Raw genomic sequence first — 15,653 nt, 5'->3', positions numbered from 1 at the left:
GTCCTTGCCGAAGCGCTGGGAATGGAAGTCGTCTATCACGATGTTTCCGAGAAACTCTCCATAGGAAATGCCAAAAAGGTCGCATTCGATGAACTTCTTTCCACTGCCGACGTCATCACGTGCCATATCGACGGCCGTCCCGGCAATCGCGGGATCATCGGCGAGCGGGAGATCGCCTTGATGAAGCACGGCGCGATCTTCATGAATCTTTCCCGCGGCTTTATCGTCGATATCGACGCTCTGGCGAAGGCGCTGAACTCAGGAAAACTCGCCGGCGCGGCGCTGGATGTCTTTCCAAAGGAACCCGCAAGCAACAAAGAGGAATTCCTCAGTCCGGTTCGGGGACTAAAAAATGTCATCTTGACGCCGCACGTCGGAGGTTCAACGGTGGAAGCCCAGCAGAACATCGGAAGGTTTGTCGCCGCGCGGATCATCGACTACATCCGGACGGGAAGCACGACTACCTGCGTCAATCTTCCCGTGCTTCAGGCGGCGAAGGGAGCCGGGATTCATCGATTCGCGCACATCCATGAGAACGTGCCCGGAATGCTGGCGAAGATCAACAAGTTATTTGCCCAAAACCATGTGAATATTTCCGGCCAGCACCTGCAAACACGCGGGCAAATTGGTTATTCGCTCATCGATGTGGATGACGTCAAAGGACCTGCGCTGGCGGGAAAGATGGCGGCTCTGCCGGGAACCATCCGCTCACGGTTAGTTTATTAGACAGATCGCATTCCGGTGAAATCGCTGAGGTATGAGTAGAAAACGGATAAAATAATTTCCGGTTTTCATTGTGATGTTTTTAGATGAGAGACATAACGTCATTGCTGATAACCCGCCGCCCGGAACAGCAATGTAGATTAGATAGAAAACGCCAAAGATTAAGCAAACTGCATTTAATTTTCTTCGCATGTGCAGTTTGCAACAATGTTAATTAATAGAACTAATTAGAACAACAAACTTGTAACAGAGCAATCAACCAGAAAATTTAAAAACTGCCAAAAGCAAATATACGGCCGGGTTGATTGGCTTGTTATCTTGCGTTTAAAATATTTCTTTAAATATTTGTCCTAATTTTGCATCGTCATAATCACCATTTAAAGAAAATGGTATTCTAAGTTTCGTAAGAACTTCACTGAATTTTTTATAACCATTTGCATTCCTTAATTCAACCCAATTCACATTCAAACTATCAAGTTGATTTTTGTTCGTATCGGAAAGTTTGTCGGCAACAAATACTTTGCTATCTCTGGCAATAACTGCATCAGCACTTTCTGGATTACCCTTGCCCATTAACTTGACTTCACATTTATGATTATTTGTTCCTTCCACCAAATAAAAATCGATTTCTCTTTCAAAGGTTGATTCATAAGTATCGCTTTTCCCTTTTAATTTTACAGCATAATTTGAATCTGTAACTCCGTATAACTTGCAAAGAGTTTGCATTAATGGTTTTTCAACACGTTTACCAGCAGTGCTCCACAATACACCTCTCAATGCAGCTCGTTTTACCGCTAATGTGTTAATGACAATTAGACTTTCATTGATATTCAAATCTACACTAACAGTTTTCATTTTTATAGTAAGGGTCAAACTAAAATCACTTTCGTCATCAACAAGAGCACTAATAGCATTATAAAGTTGTTCATAATGTGTATTAGATGCTTCAATTACAATCTCTCTTGTTGCTGAGTTATACATATTAGAAATTGTTTTCTTGTTTAATCCGGAATTGATAGCAATTTCTTCGGTGGTTAAGTCACTTGAAAGAAATTCTTTTTTATACCAGTCTTTTGTAATCTTTTCATTCTTTAACTTTGCATCAACAATCTTTTTGAAAAAATCGATTGAATATTGCAGAAATTGAGCATTGATAAGTGTAACGATCTCAATCCGATAATCTTCACCTTTTAACAATTTGATGATAATATTTTTTGCAACTTGTTCGGTAAGCGTCATTTGTTAACCTCATTAATTTTATAGAATTCTTGGAATGAATAATATTTATTTGGAAAGTCTTTATTAAACAAAACATTTTTACCAACAATTTCTTTTATTCGTTCGAAATATTTATCTGATATTTCGGTTGTGAAAAAGAATCGGTCGAGGGATTGTGCAGCTTTGCTAAAAGTTCCACTACCACCAAATGGGTCAAAGACTAAATCGTTTTTAAAAGAATAATATTTTAAAACCCGAAGGCATAATTCAATTGGAAAAACTGCCGTATGTGTTATATCAAATGTTGGATCTATTTTCCAAGTGTTTATTTGGTCAATTTCACCGAAGACCTTGCTTTCTTGAACCGTTTTGTAGTCATATTGTCGAATATTCCAATCAATTAATTTGTGTGTCTTTTTACGGTATACCATTAGATATTCTGTTACAGCCGTAGGTTTGTATGCTAAAGGTTTTCTGTGCTGACGAAAACTAGAATTGCGATCTTTTGCGCTGAATTCTGGTTTTACCCAAACAATATCATCAATAAATTCCCAACCCATTTCAACTAAAAAGGGGTGTATGTCGAATGGAATTGGATATCTTTTGCTCGAATGTTGGCGACTGACTCGTGGAATAATTATTGGGGAAGTATTTAATATGAAAAATCTTCCCTCTTTCGTTATTCGATGAACTTCTTTAAAAACATCTCTCAAAAATTCTAAATATTCATCATAGCTTTGATAAATTGAATAATCCCTTGCATTATAATAAGGTGGTGATGTGAAAGTAAGATGGATAGATTCATTTGGAACGATTTTCAAAACCTCGAGAACATCACCGTTAACAACAACATTTTTAAGATAATCTGGAGATTTACAGTGATCAACGTTGTATTCAAATTCAGATTGGTCAAAATATTCTTTCTCGATTACGTTTTTAATTACTTCGTTGGGATGATTAATTAATTTTTTTAATTCAGCAACAACTAAGTCGTTATCATTAAAAACTAGCAAGCCTCTAATAGCTTGTAATACAATTTTAGGGTCAGAATCTTTTAAACTTTTAATAAGGATAGGGATTGCATTTTTATTTCGCATTCTACCAATTGAAGAAATAGCTTCCCGTCTAACCATTGTACTTTCATCGGAAATTGAAATATTCTCTAATTGATTTAAATATTTTTCATCACACAGTTTACCTATATTTTTAACTGCCAATAATCTAATCTTTTCAATTGGATGATTACATAGGGGAATGAAATATTTACCATCAAAATTTTCTGGTAATCTTCCCAATTTATCTAAAGTAAAAAATATTGTCTTGGTATCATTAGCGGGATTTAAATATTTACCAAGTTCACCATTATTTCCATTTTTTAATTCAGTTATTTCAGTTTTTGTCACAAGTTTTTCCTCAAATAATAATTCTTTGTCAGAAATTTAACCAAATATTCGAACGGAATGTAAATTAAAATAAGTAGCAAGCCTAACATATGTTTAACCTGCATGTTCACCTTGTTTCAAGGTTTGTCTATAGACAGATAAGTTTCCTGATAGAAAAACATTTTTGATCAGTTTCTTAATGAAGAAACCGGTAAGTTTTTCTTTGACTAACTTTACCGATTCATATTGCGTTTGTCTATTCATGACGACCGGATTTTACTTATTCCCATTTCCATTGTCAAGCATTTGTTCGCTGTCCGCCTTTGCCGATCCCGATCATTTTGTTGACATCAACAAAATGGTATGGATGTCGAGTTTGAGGTGCTCGGATCAGCCACATCGGTGAGATAGGACTTTCCATCGGCCGCCGGCAGTTTCAGTCGGTTACATTTTGTAACCGACTCGCTGCCCTCTTTCTTTAGGCGGTTTTTCAGGACTTTCCAGTAGTTGCGCTGCGCTGGATGTCTTTCCAAAGGAACCCGCAAGCAACAAAGAGGAATTCCTCAGCCCGGTACGAGGTCTTAAAAATGTCATCCTGACGCCTCACGTCGGCGGTTCGACGGCGGAAGCCCAGCAAAATATCGGAAGGTTTGTCGCCGCGCGGATCATCGACTACATCCGGACGGGAAGCACGACCACCTGCGTCAATCTTCCCGTGCTTCAGGCGGCGAAGGGAGCCGGGAGTCATCGATTCGCAAACATCCATGAGAATGTGCCCGGAATGCTGGCGAAGATCAACAAGTTGGTTGCCCAAAACCACGTGAATATCTCCGGCCAACACCTGCAGACACGCGGGCATGTCGGCTACTCGCTCATCGATGTGGATGACGTCAAAGGACCTGCGCTGGCGGGGAAGATGGCGGCATTGCCCGGAACCATCCGTTCGCGGTTAGTTTATTAGAGAAATTAACGTCCGTTTAAGAATCTGATATATAAGAAAGGTTATTTCTTTACGTTACATGACTTCTCGAATATCGGAATACAACTTTGGTCGAGCATTTTGTCGTAATCTGAATTTTGTGCCATGATTATGACTTGAACGAGCGTCAAAATCTACAAGCACATTTCCTTCAACAAGTGCTTTGACAAAATTGTCAACGCTGAAACCCCGCAAAATCAAGATTCGGTTGTAGTGGAAAAATTCTTTGTCCCCATCTTTCATAACTTCCGCTTGGACATAAAAAGTGTTCAGAAGTTTTGTGCCTGCTTTGTGATTCAAATCGTCAAAGCCCCAATATGGTTGTGGATTCAATTCGCCCAAACCAACACGTTTTTTGACCGATTCTAACCAATCTGCATGGCGAGAATCTACTTTGCTTGAATCAAAGGAAATTAAAACTTTTCGATTGCTCTTATCAATTTCTACCATAAAACCCCGGTCACTTCTTTCACGACCGTGTATTGTTTGGCGAAAACTCATCTCATTGGCGGGATAATTTGCGCCTGCAAGTTCATGTTTCCAACCATACTTCGGCAAAAGAATATTTGGCACAAATTTCAAGGCTCGTGGGGATGGCTCCATGTGAAATAAAGTAGTCAATGCGGCTGTTTCTGCTCTTTGACATTTCAATTCCCATTCAGCGGCATTTGGAATTGGTAAATTATTTTCTTGAATACCAAGAAGGTCTTCCAGCGTGTTTCCGATACCACCAACATTTCCCGGGCGGGCATTGGGAATCCATCCACGATTTTTTATATCTTGCAAAGCGGCGATAAGCGATTCTTTGGTGTATGTTTTCATGCTTCGGGAGATCTCCAGAAATCGAGCAGATATTCAAAAGTTGTACCCATTGTGATGTAATTGCTAGGGTATCCAAAAATACCGATGTTATTCACTATGTTGGTTCTATCCCAGATGATTGTATTTCGGAGTTCGTAACCACGTTGGCGCAATTCGTTTATTAGGGAAACATGAATTGTGATGCGCTCATTTTCCCACCACATATCAGGGACATTAATTACGCAATGACCTTTTGGGTGAAGTAATGGCAATAATCTCTCGAAAATATCGCCCATTGCCGAAGTGTATTCATCCAAAGCCATTGTTCCTAAATCTCTTGGGTCTTGGGAATACTGCTCTACTTGATGGAGTTGCTCGTTATTTCTCTCTCGCCTAGATTTATTTTTTCGCTTTCGATTTAATAAATTGGCATATGGCGGGGAAGTCCATATTAGACTGACTGAACCAGGTTCTAGATAATTTGGAATATGCAAGGCGTCATCTTGGATAGCCACTTGTTGCGCTTGATTAAATAACTTGTTGCTTGCCAGTCGCTTAACGCATAACTCGATATACTTTTCTTGCAAGTCAAATCCCACAGCATTTCGATTTAGGTCTTGAGCGGCTACGAGTGAAGTGCCGCTTCCTACGAATGGGTCAAGAACTAATTCGCCTTCGTGAGTAAAAACGCTGATTACCTTTTTGGCTAAAGAAATTGGAAAAGTGGCGGGATGTAATTTCTTGTCTCGAATGTCTCTGCCTTCATAGAAAAATTGCCAAACACCAATTTGACTTTTGAGCCAATCTTTTGCTGATAAACAATTTAAATTATTTGGAGCGCATGAACAGGTTCGATGCGTTCCTATGAAAATTTTTGACCTATAATATTCAGTTTTTTCTCGGATGACGCGAGGTAAGGCAATTTCGACTGGTTCAGTTGACATTTAGTGATTTTCTCCGCCCATGTAAGGAATGATTCTTTATGTTTCAATGTTGATAATCCAATTGATTTATTTTTTTTAGTCACACTACGAGAATTTTACTGATTCCCATTTCCATTGTCAAGCATTTGTTCGGTGACTGGCACCGTGCTTTGAACAGCACCACTTTACTTGTCACGGATGCCGTTTTTTCTCGTAGAAAACGATCCCACCCCGGCTGATATGATCGATAACTTCGGGATCGATGATATTTTGAGTTATGGATTCTTTTAAGCCGAAACAGGATGTTATACTGGATCTCTTTTTTCCCCGACTGAAATTTTAATAATTGGATTCGTTAATGACTTCAATTCCGATCTCGTCAGTATCGTTATAAACTTGAAAAAAAGTATATTTTCCCGAATCGGTTGCTTTATCCAGCATGAACTCGATTCCATTCAGCGCCCGGTCTTCGTAGTCGCGGCGGTTTGGAAATTCGTTTGTGATAGAAATCGGTTCAAATTGAGTCCCCAGCAGATTAATTCCCAATATTCTACGGCCGATTACCCGGTTGACCCAATTGATATAGTTTTTCTTCCAGACAAATTTTTCAGCAACTTCTCTGGCGTACCAATCGGTTAGAATATTTAAATCGACCGCGTCAATAGTCATATTGAAATAGTCGATCTGGAAGGCGGTAAACTCGTAATGTCTGCCGTCGATGATCAGAATAGTCGGCGCGTCCTTATTCCATTCATTATCCCTTTCATCATAAAAGAGCAAATAGCCGTCGATAGTCTTTCCGATCAGGTTTAACAAATCATCCCGATAGGCCTCCAGAAATTCGCGGCGTGATTCAAACAGGTGCGGTTCGTATTTCGGGATACCGTATTTAGAACACATATTCGGATCGGTTTCCTTTCACCCGAGAGAATATTACTAATATTAACGGATCATATCAAACTAAAAGATTGGTTCCTTCATCTTTAGGCGTAAAATACTTTAGCAGGGGAGAGATCGACGGGAAATCAGAATGATCATCCCGACATCGGATACAAGACAGTTCACCCTTTATATGAACTTACTCGGCTTTTTACCGAACTAATTAGGCTTAGAGCCTTAGTGTTTAAAAAAACTTTGTGGTTAATCTTAAAGAAATAGAACACAGATGACGCGAATGGAACAGACATATGCAAAAATATCTTTTCTATCTGTGTCTATCGGCGTTCTGTTCTGTGTTTTCTGTGTTCTCAGCGGGTTTATCTCGTCTTCGCTTGTCTGACCGCTTTCTGCCAGCCGACGATCAGCCGGTCGCGTTGTGAGTCTCGCATTTCGGGAGAAAATGTTCTGTCACATTGCTTGACGGAGATCAGGTCGGCGTTACTTTTCCAAAAACCGGATTTGAGTCCAGCGAGGAACGCCGAGCCGAGCGAAGTGGATTCGATATTCAATGGACGAAAAACCGGACAGCCAATTATGTCCGCTTGAAATTGCATCAGGAAATTGTTTGCTACCGCGCCGCCGTCCACGAAAAGTTTGGCAATTGATATTCCCGTTTCCTCTTCCATGGTTTTCAGTACGTCGTGCGTTTGATAAGCCATGGATTCCAGCGCCGCTCGGATGATGTGGTTGCGGTTCGCGCCTCGTGTCAATCCGACCAGAACGCCTCTTGCTTCCATGTCCCAATGTGGCGCGCCCAGTCCGACGAACGCTGGCACGAGATAGACGCCGCCGTTGTCATTGACAGCATAAGCCGCGGCTTCGCTGTCAGAAGCTTTCTCGATCATTTTTAATTCGTCGCGCAACCACTGAATTGCCGCACCGCCGATGAAGATCGAGCCTTCCAGCGCGTAGCAGGGTTCTCCGGAACCGCCGATCGCCAGCGTTGTCAATAATCCTTTATGAGACGCGATGTAGCGGTCGCCGGTGTTCATCATAATAAAACAACCGGTGCCATAAGTATTTTTCACTTCGCCGTTTTTGATACAATTCTGACCGAAGAGTGCGGCTTGCTGATCGCCTGCGACGCCCGCAATCGGAACGCCATCAATAGCAGGAATTGTCTCCACGACGCCGAAATCATCGATGGCGTTCTTCACGGTTGGGAGAATGTTCATCGGAATGGACAGCAGGCGGCAGAGTTCCTCGTCCCAGCATTTTTTTCGGATGTTGTAAATGAGCGTTCGCGAAGCGTTCGTAAAGTCGGTTGCATGAACCTTACCGTTTGTCAGTTTCCAGATCAGCCATGTGTCGATTGTTCCAAACAGCAAATCAGTTGGATCATCTGGGACATTTTCGAGAATCCATTTGATTTTCGTGCCGCTGAAATAGGCGTCGATGGGCAATCCGGTTTTTTCGCGGAAGAACGGCTCGAACGGTTTTAAACTCTGGCAAATCTCCGTCGTTCGGCGGCATTGCCAGACGATGGCGTTATAAACAGGCAAACCGGTTTTCCGATTCCAGACAACGGTCGTCTCGCGCTGATTGGTGATGCCGAGTGCGAGAATTTCACCGCGATGTCGAGCGGAAACATCTCCAATTGTCTCAACGACAGTTTGCCAAATTTCGAGCGGATCGTGTTCGACCCAACCGGGTTTCGGATAGATTTGGTGAAATTCACGGTAGGATTTATCGACGATCTGGCAATTCTGGTCGATCAGCGACGCTTTGGTTCCGGTCGTTCCTTGATCGATGGATAAAATGTACATGTTGGTTGCCTTTCTGAATGGCAAAATGCTATTTGTTGTCGGATTGAGAAGATAAAACGGCCTGAAGTTCAATGGGCGGTTGCGTGAGAACCCGTACGACGTCTCCGGGGAAAATCTTTTTTCCGCGTTGAATAACAACGTTGCCGTTCACCAGTATGCCTCCGCTCGAAATGAACTGCTTCATCTGTCCGCCTGTCGAAGAAATGGAAGCGAGTTTGAGGAGTGAATCCAGTTTGATAAACGGCGGCTGAATTTTGATTTTTTGTATCATTTAGCAACGCCGTAATGCTTTTCCATCCAGTCGCGGATGTCGTCCAAAACACGCATTTTTTCCGGATCATTCAAGATCTCGTGATAAAAACCTTCGTAGCGGTTGAATGTTTTGTCTTTGGACTTTGCCAGATCGAAAAGCATCTGACTGCCTCGGATGTCAGAAAGATGATCGACTGTTCCCTGTAAAATGAGAAGCGGCAAATCGAGAATTTCCATCTGAATCTGAATGCGTCCGATGGCGAGATTAAGTTCGGCGCCGGTGCGTGCGGGAATTCCGCCGCGATAATTGAGTGGATCTTCGTCGTATTTCTGGACTACCATCGGATCGCGTGAGATGGCGTTTTTATCCAGCACGATCGTCGGCAATTTCGGTAACAGTTTTCCGATCAAGGGCGCCATTTTAATTAAGAACGGCGAAATTGAGTCGCTGATTTTCAGCGATGGGGCGCTGAGAATAAGTCCGGCTATCGGCGATTTTCGCGTGATCGTAAAGAGCGAGGTGATTGCGCCTCCCATGCTATGTCCGAGCAGGAAAATCGGCAAATCCGGATAGTTGCGCTTCACTTCTGACATGATCAAATCGAGATCGCGCAGATAATCATCGAACGAATTGACAAAAATACGCGCTCCGCCGGATTTTCCGTGCCCGCGTAGATCGAACGTTTCAAACGCGAATCCCGCTTTTGTCAGAAATTCCGCCACATGCTCGTACCGGCCGGAATGTTCAGCCAGTCCGTGCACAACGAGAACGACGGCTTTAGCCGGTTTGGTTGGTTTGTAAGAGCGGGTGAAGAGCCGTGTTCCATCGAATGAGACGATTTCGCCGGTCTGGCAGTTAGGGAACGAATTGGTAAAATCATTCATAAAAACCTCATGATAAAAACATTTTGCTGGTGAAAATTCAGTTCGGCAATATTTTGAAAAACCCGGATTGATTTTACAATTGCCACGTCAGGATTTCAAATGAAATGTTAGAAGAATTGATAGATTTTCCAATTGATTTGGAAAGCGGCAATCGTTACCTTATTAACGGATAAGCAAGGAGCGGAAATATGGAAAGATTCGACAGCAAGGGAATGATGATTATGCCCAATCCTTTGAAGAGTGAGATCGCCGGTAAAAAGAAGGTGCTCATTGTCGATCAACTCTTCTGTCAGAACGGACATAATCTCATCAGCAAACGCGCTATTTTCAATGGTTATCCGGGATTGCTCATCAAGGTCCGGCAAGACGACGACGCGGGTTTGATAGCGCTCAGCCCGTTTTACGGTGAAAATTCGCGCTTTACGCTTGACATCGACCTGATCGATCAAAAAATTCTATCGCTCATGTGTCCTGTCTGCGGAGTAGAAATGCCAGTCATCTCGCCTTGCAACTGCGGCGGAAACCTAGTTGCCTTTTTCCTGACGAAAGAGTGTGACTTCCGCAACTGTGTCGGTATTTGTACGCGGGTTAATTGCAGTAATTCGCACATTGTTCACAGCGGCGAACTGATTACGCGATCGATGCTCGAATCACTTTAAACCATAGGTAGGTTTCATTTTTAAGGATGGGTTTAGAAAGCCATGCAAAGAACCGTAACCGTTTTTTATCTCGAATTGAACAATATTTCCATACAACCGCCGCCCGTTGACGTCGCCGGATTCGACTTTCGACGCGCGCTGATTCCTTGTCCGGAACTCAATCGGTTTTTCTATATCACTATCGGCAAAAACTGGAACTGGATCGACCGCGTTTTATGGACAAATGAAAACTGGTTTGATTATCTAAATCGCCCAGAACTCGAAACATGGATTGCCTATCTTGACGGAACACCTGTCGGATACATGGAATTGGAAATCCAGGATGAACAAACTGTCCAGATTTCATATCTCGGCATACTGCCGCAGTTTTCTGGAAAAGGGCTTGGAAAAGCAACGTTAATCGCGGGAATCCGGAGAAGCCTTGAACTTCAACCAAGACGCATTTGGTTGAACACTTGTTCACTCGACAGCCCGGCGGCTTTGAAATTGTACCAAAGTATCGGTTTCCGGATCTTCAAAGAAGAAACATTGATGCGCGAATTCCCGGATACCTATCCGGTTTTACTCTGACCAATTCGATCCGCCTCTGGCGGATAATCGCTATCTTATGCCGCATTTGGGCGAGAATGAGTCATTTGAATTGCCGATGAAAATAAAAATAAGGATCAAATGCCGACTGCATCTATAGAAAAAATCAAAGAAGTCGCTCAGGAACTCAGGCGACTAACCGATCCGTGCGTAATTTGCCCGCGACTCTGTCGAGCGAGACGTTTTCACGGGAAAAGCGGTTTTTGCGGATTGAATGACACGGCAGTCATTTTCAGCGCGATGGCGCATTTCGGCGAAGAGCCGCCGATTACCGGCGAATCGGGTTCAGGGACGATTTTTCTCACCGGTTGTAACGCACGGTGCATCTTTTGCCAGAATTTTCAGATCAGCCAGCAGGGAAGCGGAGAACCGATTTCCGCTGAAAATTTAGCCGGAGAATTTTTAAGACTTCAGAAAATAGGTTGCGAAAATGTCAATTGGGTGACTCCAACGCCGCATCTGGTTTTTTTAGTCGAGGCACTGGCGATCGCGATGGAAAACGGCTTCTCCCTGCCAATCGTCTATAACACAAACGGTTACGATCGCGCAGAGATTATTCGTCTGCTCGATGGAATTGTCGATATTTATCTGCCTGATATGAAGTACAGTGAAGATATTTGGGCGGAAGAATTTTCCGGAATGCCGAATTATGTTTCAGAGAGTGTCTGTGCCGTTCAGGAAATGTTTCGTCAGGTTGGCGCTCTAAAACTCGACGCACGCGGCGTTGCTATTCGCGGGTTGTTGGTGCGGCATCTTGTTTTACCAGACGGTACAGCCGGAAGCGCGAAAGTTTTCCGCACGATCGCGGATATCGATCCGTCGATTCCGGTGAGCATCATGGCGCAATATCATCCGTGTTTTCGTGCAGTAGAACATCCAGTTGTCGGCAGAAGGATTCGCAAAGTGGAATACCAAAAAGCGCTGGAAGAATTCGAGTTAGCCGGTTTGACGACGGCTTTTACGCAAAACCCGGATTCTCTATCTAGCGAAGATGCCTTTTTCCCAGATTTTAACCGGGACGAGCGGGAGATTTTTAAGGGAAATTTACGGTGAAATGGTTAATTAAGTTGGTTGAGTAGATTGGGCCTGTCCGCCTTTGGAGGATTGATTGGGTAAAATTAGGTTAAATATGATTGGGTGTTTTTACGAATGGAAATGTGTTCACCGGGAATACGGACGGGCGAGGTAAAGTTTTGCCTCTTTGCAGGCGGTCGTTCGGTTGTCCAAATCGGCAGTTTTTCGATACAAAATGATTGCGGCGTTTCGTCGTCCCTGTAAATCATTGATCTGTCCAAGTCGTAACAACGCAAAACCGAGATGCATATCCATTTCTAAATAGTAATTGTCGATAACGCTTTTTAACTCCTTTTCCGCTGTATTCAGGTCGCCGCGATGGAATGCCAGCGTCCCATTCAGTAGATGAAGTTTTAACTCGTACTCGTTTTTCGTTTTGTCTTTGAGTTCAGGCAGGAGTTTCCGGATTTCCCGGATATGCTTTTCCGCTGTCACGAATTGACGAAGATTTAAATATGCTTCCGCGCAAAGAAAATGATAATACGGATTGTTTGGGAACTCATTTAGCAGGATTTGCGCGTATTTCAAACCAGCCGCCGGATCGTCTTCCATGTAGAGATAGACAAACGACAGAATACCGCGCGCCTCATATTTGGCATAGCGGGATTTTTCAGCGGCGATCGTCATCTGTCTCAGTCCATCCTCTTTGGAACCGGATTCGTTGAAAATCCATGACGCGATTTTCATATAACCAGACGAAACGCCGACGTAATAATTGAAAACGCCAAACGGAAGTTGGATGTCCCAGAGTTCAGGATTGTGTTTTTCTGCTTTTTTTATGTGGCGAATCGCGTTGTAACCGCTGATCAACACGCCGCCCCAATTTTTTTCACCCAATAGAATCCGCGCACGAAGTCCCAGCGTCGTGCCGTAATAGAAGGAAATTTGCGTGTTTTCCGGATGAAGCCGAATCTGCGATTTGTACTCGCTTTCCGCCGTATCGATATTTTTCAGCAGTTGCCGGTTTCCTGAGGAAAAACCCATCGATTCCTGTTCTGCGAGCCACTGAGTCGCGATTGTTCCGAGCGGCGCCATCGGATGAAACGGTTCGTTTTGACCTACCTTCCGAAAAAGTTGGTTCGCCGCCGCGTAATTCATCTGATACATTTCCTGCAAGGCGCTCTGAACCAACGCTTCCTGTTTTTTATGAGTTGAGGACATCATCTTTGAAAAGGGAAGAACCATCAGCAAAACGATTAAAAGCGGTAATTGACGATTCTGCGTCGGGGTCTGGTGCATCTTTTTTATTCTCAGAGCATTCATTAATTCGATCTCGACGGCAAAGTTATCTGAATTTCTCAGAAAAACCATGATTTGATTTGTGCTGTGAAGACGAAACCGCCTGTGTTTGGATAAGGCCGAGGATTTTAGGTTCAAATGTGTTTGAATGATGATTGATTACTTATCTATATAAAAAATATATTTCAGCATCTGAAAGAAATTAGTTGACAAATAGAAATAGTATCAATAACTTCATTGTGTGTTTAGATTGAAATGAAAGAAAGGTAGTCTTATGAAGATGACGGAAGATATAGGAAAGAATATGTTGAGACCAAATGAAATCATTGGGAAAAGATCAGTTCGAACAACTTTTAAAATTTCAGAAATAACGGAAGATAGTTTGAAAACAATTTTTAAACGAGATAAGTTGAAACCTAAAGAATTCTTTGATATTATATGTTCGAGTTCGAAAGCGTCCGAAGTAATTTTGGGTTATATAAAAAAATCCATTAGTAATGGTAGTGATATTTATGGAGTTTTGAATAAAAGAAAAACCTTAGTAATTAGTAAAAATAGTCTGCATTTCTTTAATCAAAAATCTTCTGAATTAAAAGTTACAAGAGATGTTCTTTTTAATATATGCGTTATCTCATACAAACTTCTTATGGACGATATTTTAGATAAAGAAAAAGAAAAAGAGCAGAAAGCTTGTGAAATTGTTACAGATTTTTGGGGTGAAGCGGAAGAAATCGAAAAACAGTTGACAGAATTGTTGGGCGAAGATAATCCAGTAACTCAACGATTTAGTCTTATTTTGATTCATATTATGAATTTATATACTGCAATAGATACTAAATTAAAAACTGGTGAACCCATAGATCCAGATTAAATAGGTCAATGTTAAAATTGGAGAATAGTATGAAAATAAGTCAGCATGCGATGAAACGAATGACTCAAAGAGCGATAAAAATGAGTGACATTGAATTAATTTTAGCATTAGGAACGATCCAGCCGAGACCAGGAGGTGCAGTCGAGTATTTTGTAAAACGAGAAAAGATTTCATTTGTGATCAATGAACTCAAACATATCATGAACCAAGTAAATCGTCTTACAGATAAAGCAATCTTAATCACCGATAACAAAGTAAAAACTGTTTATCATAAACATAACTAATTGGGAGAGAATTATGCCATTAATCGAAATTGACCAAGAAGTATGGAATTTCTTACAAGAAAAAGCAAAACTATTAGGAGTTACATCAAATGATGTTCTTCGGATCATTTTCAAAATAAAACCGAAACATGAAATTACTTCAGAACCACCAAAAGTCTGTAGAATATCCCAAGATGATCTGATTCCTTATATTATTCAGTTTTTAAAAGAAAAAGGTGGATCTGCTCCAAAAGGTTATGTCGAACAAAAAATATTCCATTTATTTATTGATATGTTTGAGCAAACGTACTACCAGCAAAAAGTTTCTCATGGAGTTCCTCGTTGGCAACATAACATAGCTTGGGCTAAAGAAAGAGCCAAACAGATGGGATTAATTGATTCACCATCAGTATCAGGATGGGGTATATGGAAATTGACTGAAAAAGGAAAAACACAAAAATAATTAAAAAGGAAAATATGGCTTATTACTTTTATTTTCATTGTACAGTTTGTGATGCTGAAGTATCAACATCTGGTCCTCACGAATTTAATTATTTCGAAGGTGAAATCGTTAAATTACCTCACCCAGGAATCCATATGTGTGATGGTCTGTTATTCAATGCATTTTGTTTAGAATGTAAAATAAACCGAGAAATTATCATTGTTGCTTTTAAAAATCGTAGTGATCCCTGGCAACAGAAAAGAGAGAATATTCATGAGGAATACCTAATCAATTATCCTGAGGGAATAAATACAGAAACAAATGAATATTATGCAAGTCTTCCATTCGCACTAACCGATATGTCGGGAGATGATATAATTTATACTGAGCAGTATCGGAGAGATTTGACATGTCCTTTTTGTAAAGGACAGAATATCATCTTGTTTCCTGATGAAAATAGAAAGTGTCCATTTTGTCAAAATGGAATACTTACTGCTTCTAAATATTTTCAGATTACTTAATATTTTCATGAGATAATTTTGTAAAAAAGTTATCTGAATTTCTCAGAAAAGCCATGAACTGATTTGTGGGGCAGATATAGAACCACTGGTGTTTTTAAACAAAAGAATCACTATATTTTAAAAGATGA

The 15,653-nt window shown here is 41.5% G+C and carries 18 protein-coding genes and 1 pseudogene; 9 read left to right on the top strand and 10 right to left on the bottom strand.

Annotation, left to right across the window (positions count from 1 at the left end; all coding sequences use genetic code 11):
• Window positions 1-21 precede the first annotated feature (21 nt).
• Window positions 22-726, top strand: a complete 705-nt coding sequence (locus COT43_02775; protein ID PIS30020.1) for a hypothetical protein — start codon at window positions 22-24, stop codon at window positions 724-726.
• A 321-nt stretch (window positions 727-1,047) separates the two neighbouring features.
• Here the strand turns inward: COT43_02775 and COT43_02770 are convergent, their stop codons facing one another.
• From COT43_02770 to COT43_02760, 3 genes and pseudogenes are all read right to left on the bottom strand, one after another.
• Complete coding sequence (locus COT43_02770) at window positions 1,048-1,962, bottom strand: CfrBI family restriction endonuclease (GenBank protein PIS30019.1); 915 nt, start codon at window positions 1,960-1,962, stop codon at window positions 1,048-1,050.
• Window positions 1,959-3,344, bottom strand: a complete 1,386-nt coding sequence (locus COT43_02765) for a restriction endonuclease subunit M (protein ID PIS30018.1) — start codon at window positions 3,342-3,344, stop codon at window positions 1,959-1,961. The genes COT43_02770 and COT43_02765 overlap by 4 nt, the downstream gene beginning before the upstream one ends.
• A 368-nt stretch (window positions 3,345-3,712) precedes the next feature.
• A pseudogene (locus COT43_02760) lies at window positions 3,713-3,832 on the bottom strand (hypothetical protein).
• A gap of 206 nt (window positions 3,833-4,038) precedes the next feature.
• Between COT43_02760 and COT43_02755 the strand changes: the two are divergent.
• Window positions 4,039-4,284, top strand: coding sequence for a hypothetical protein (locus tag COT43_02755; protein ID PIS30017.1), 246 nt, complete (start codon window positions 4,039-4,041; stop codon window positions 4,282-4,284).
• 54 nt (window positions 4,285-4,338) lie between these two features.
• Here COT43_02755 and COT43_02750 read toward each other — a convergent pair whose 3' ends face one another.
• The 6 genes from COT43_02750 to COT43_02725 all read right to left on the bottom strand — a co-directional run bounded on the left by COT43_02750 (window position 4,339) and on the right by COT43_02725 (window position 9,868).
• Entirely contained in the window at window positions 4,339-5,124 is a 786-nt protein-coding gene (locus tag COT43_02750) for a nciI (protein ID PIS30016.1), read from the bottom strand.
• A complete protein-coding gene (locus tag COT43_02745) occupies window positions 5,121-6,047 on the bottom strand; it encodes a DNA methyltransferase (protein ID PIS30015.1) in 927 nt (308 codons plus the stop codon). The genes COT43_02750 and COT43_02745 overlap by 4 nt, the downstream gene beginning before the upstream one ends.
• Window positions 6,048-6,365: 318 nt before the next feature.
• Entirely contained in the window at window positions 6,366-6,926 is a 561-nt protein-coding gene (locus tag COT43_02740; protein PIS30014.1) for a hypothetical protein, read from the bottom strand.
• A gap of 356 nt (window positions 6,927-7,282) precedes the next feature.
• Window positions 7,283-8,731, bottom strand: a complete 1,449-nt coding sequence (glpK, locus tag COT43_02735) for a glycerol kinase (protein PIS30013.1) — start codon at window positions 8,729-8,731, stop codon at window positions 7,283-7,285.
• Window positions 8,732-8,759: 28 nt separating this feature from the next.
• A complete protein-coding gene (locus COT43_02730; GenBank protein PIS30021.1) occupies window positions 8,760-8,999 on the bottom strand; it encodes an RNA-binding protein in 240 nt (79 codons plus the stop codon).
• Window positions 8,999-9,868 (bottom strand): alpha/beta hydrolase, encoded by an 870-nt coding sequence (locus tag COT43_02725; GenBank protein ID PIS30012.1) that lies wholly within the window; start codon window positions 9,866-9,868, stop codon window positions 8,999-9,001. The genes COT43_02730 and COT43_02725 overlap by 1 nt, the downstream gene beginning before the upstream one ends.
• A 188-nt stretch (window positions 9,869-10,056) precedes the next feature.
• Between COT43_02725 and COT43_02720 the strand changes: the two genes are divergently transcribed.
• From COT43_02720 to COT43_02710, 3 genes are all read left to right on the top strand, one after another.
• Entirely contained in the window at window positions 10,057-10,527 is a 471-nt protein-coding gene (locus COT43_02720; GenBank protein PIS30011.1) for a hypothetical protein, read from the top strand.
• A gap of 42 nt (window positions 10,528-10,569) precedes the next feature.
• Entirely contained in the window at window positions 10,570-11,097 is a 528-nt protein-coding gene (locus COT43_02715; protein ID PIS30010.1) for a GNAT family N-acetyltransferase, read from the top strand.
• 99 nt (window positions 11,098-11,196) lie between these two features.
• The gene (locus COT43_02710) at window positions 11,197-12,168 is read left to right on the top strand and encodes a radical SAM protein (GenBank protein PIS30009.1); all 972 of its coding nucleotides are present in this window, start codon (window positions 11,197-11,199) and stop codon (window positions 12,166-12,168) included.
• Window positions 12,169-12,276: 108 nt separating this feature from the next.
• Here the strand turns inward: COT43_02710 and COT43_02705 are convergent, their stop codons facing one another.
• Window positions 12,277-13,500 carry a hypothetical protein gene (locus COT43_02705; protein PIS30008.1) on the bottom strand — a complete coding sequence of 408 codons (1,224 nt, stop codon included), beginning with the start codon at window positions 13,498-13,500 and terminating at the stop codon, window positions 12,277-12,279.
• A gap of 202 nt (window positions 13,501-13,702) precedes the next feature.
• On the opposite strand from COT43_02705, the gene COT43_02700 reads away from it, so the two are divergent.
• From COT43_02700 to COT43_02685, 4 genes are read left to right on the top strand one after another with little or no spacing between them, the layout of a single operon-like run.
• Entirely contained in the window at window positions 13,703-14,299 is a 597-nt protein-coding gene (locus COT43_02700; GenBank protein PIS30007.1) for a hypothetical protein, read from the top strand.
• Between the two features lie 29 nt (window positions 14,300-14,328).
• Window positions 14,329-14,583 (top strand): hypothetical protein, encoded by a 255-nt coding sequence (locus COT43_02695; protein ID PIS30006.1) that lies wholly within the window; start codon window positions 14,329-14,331, stop codon window positions 14,581-14,583.
• Window positions 14,584-14,596: 13 nt separating this feature from the next.
• Window positions 14,597-15,025: a hypothetical protein gene (locus COT43_02690; protein ID PIS30005.1), complete on the top strand. Its 429-nt coding sequence runs from the start codon at window positions 14,597-14,599 to the stop codon at window positions 15,023-15,025.
• 14 nt (window positions 15,026-15,039) lie between these two features.
• The gene (locus COT43_02685; GenBank protein ID PIS30004.1) at window positions 15,040-15,525 is read left to right on the top strand and encodes a hypothetical protein; all 486 of its coding nucleotides are present in this window, start codon (window positions 15,040-15,042) and stop codon (window positions 15,523-15,525) included.
• The last annotated feature ends 128 nt before the right edge of the window (window positions 15,526-15,653 follow it).

Source organism: Candidatus Marinimicrobia bacterium CG08_land_8_20_14_0_20_45_22 (assembly GCA_002774355.1).
In the GTDB taxonomy this organism is placed as follows: Bacteria; Fidelibacterota; UBA2242; order UBA2242; family UBA2242; genus 0-14-0-20-45-22.
The sequence above is the reverse complement of the archived record's forward strand: the minus strand, read 5'-3'. Positions and strand labels throughout refer to the sequence as shown.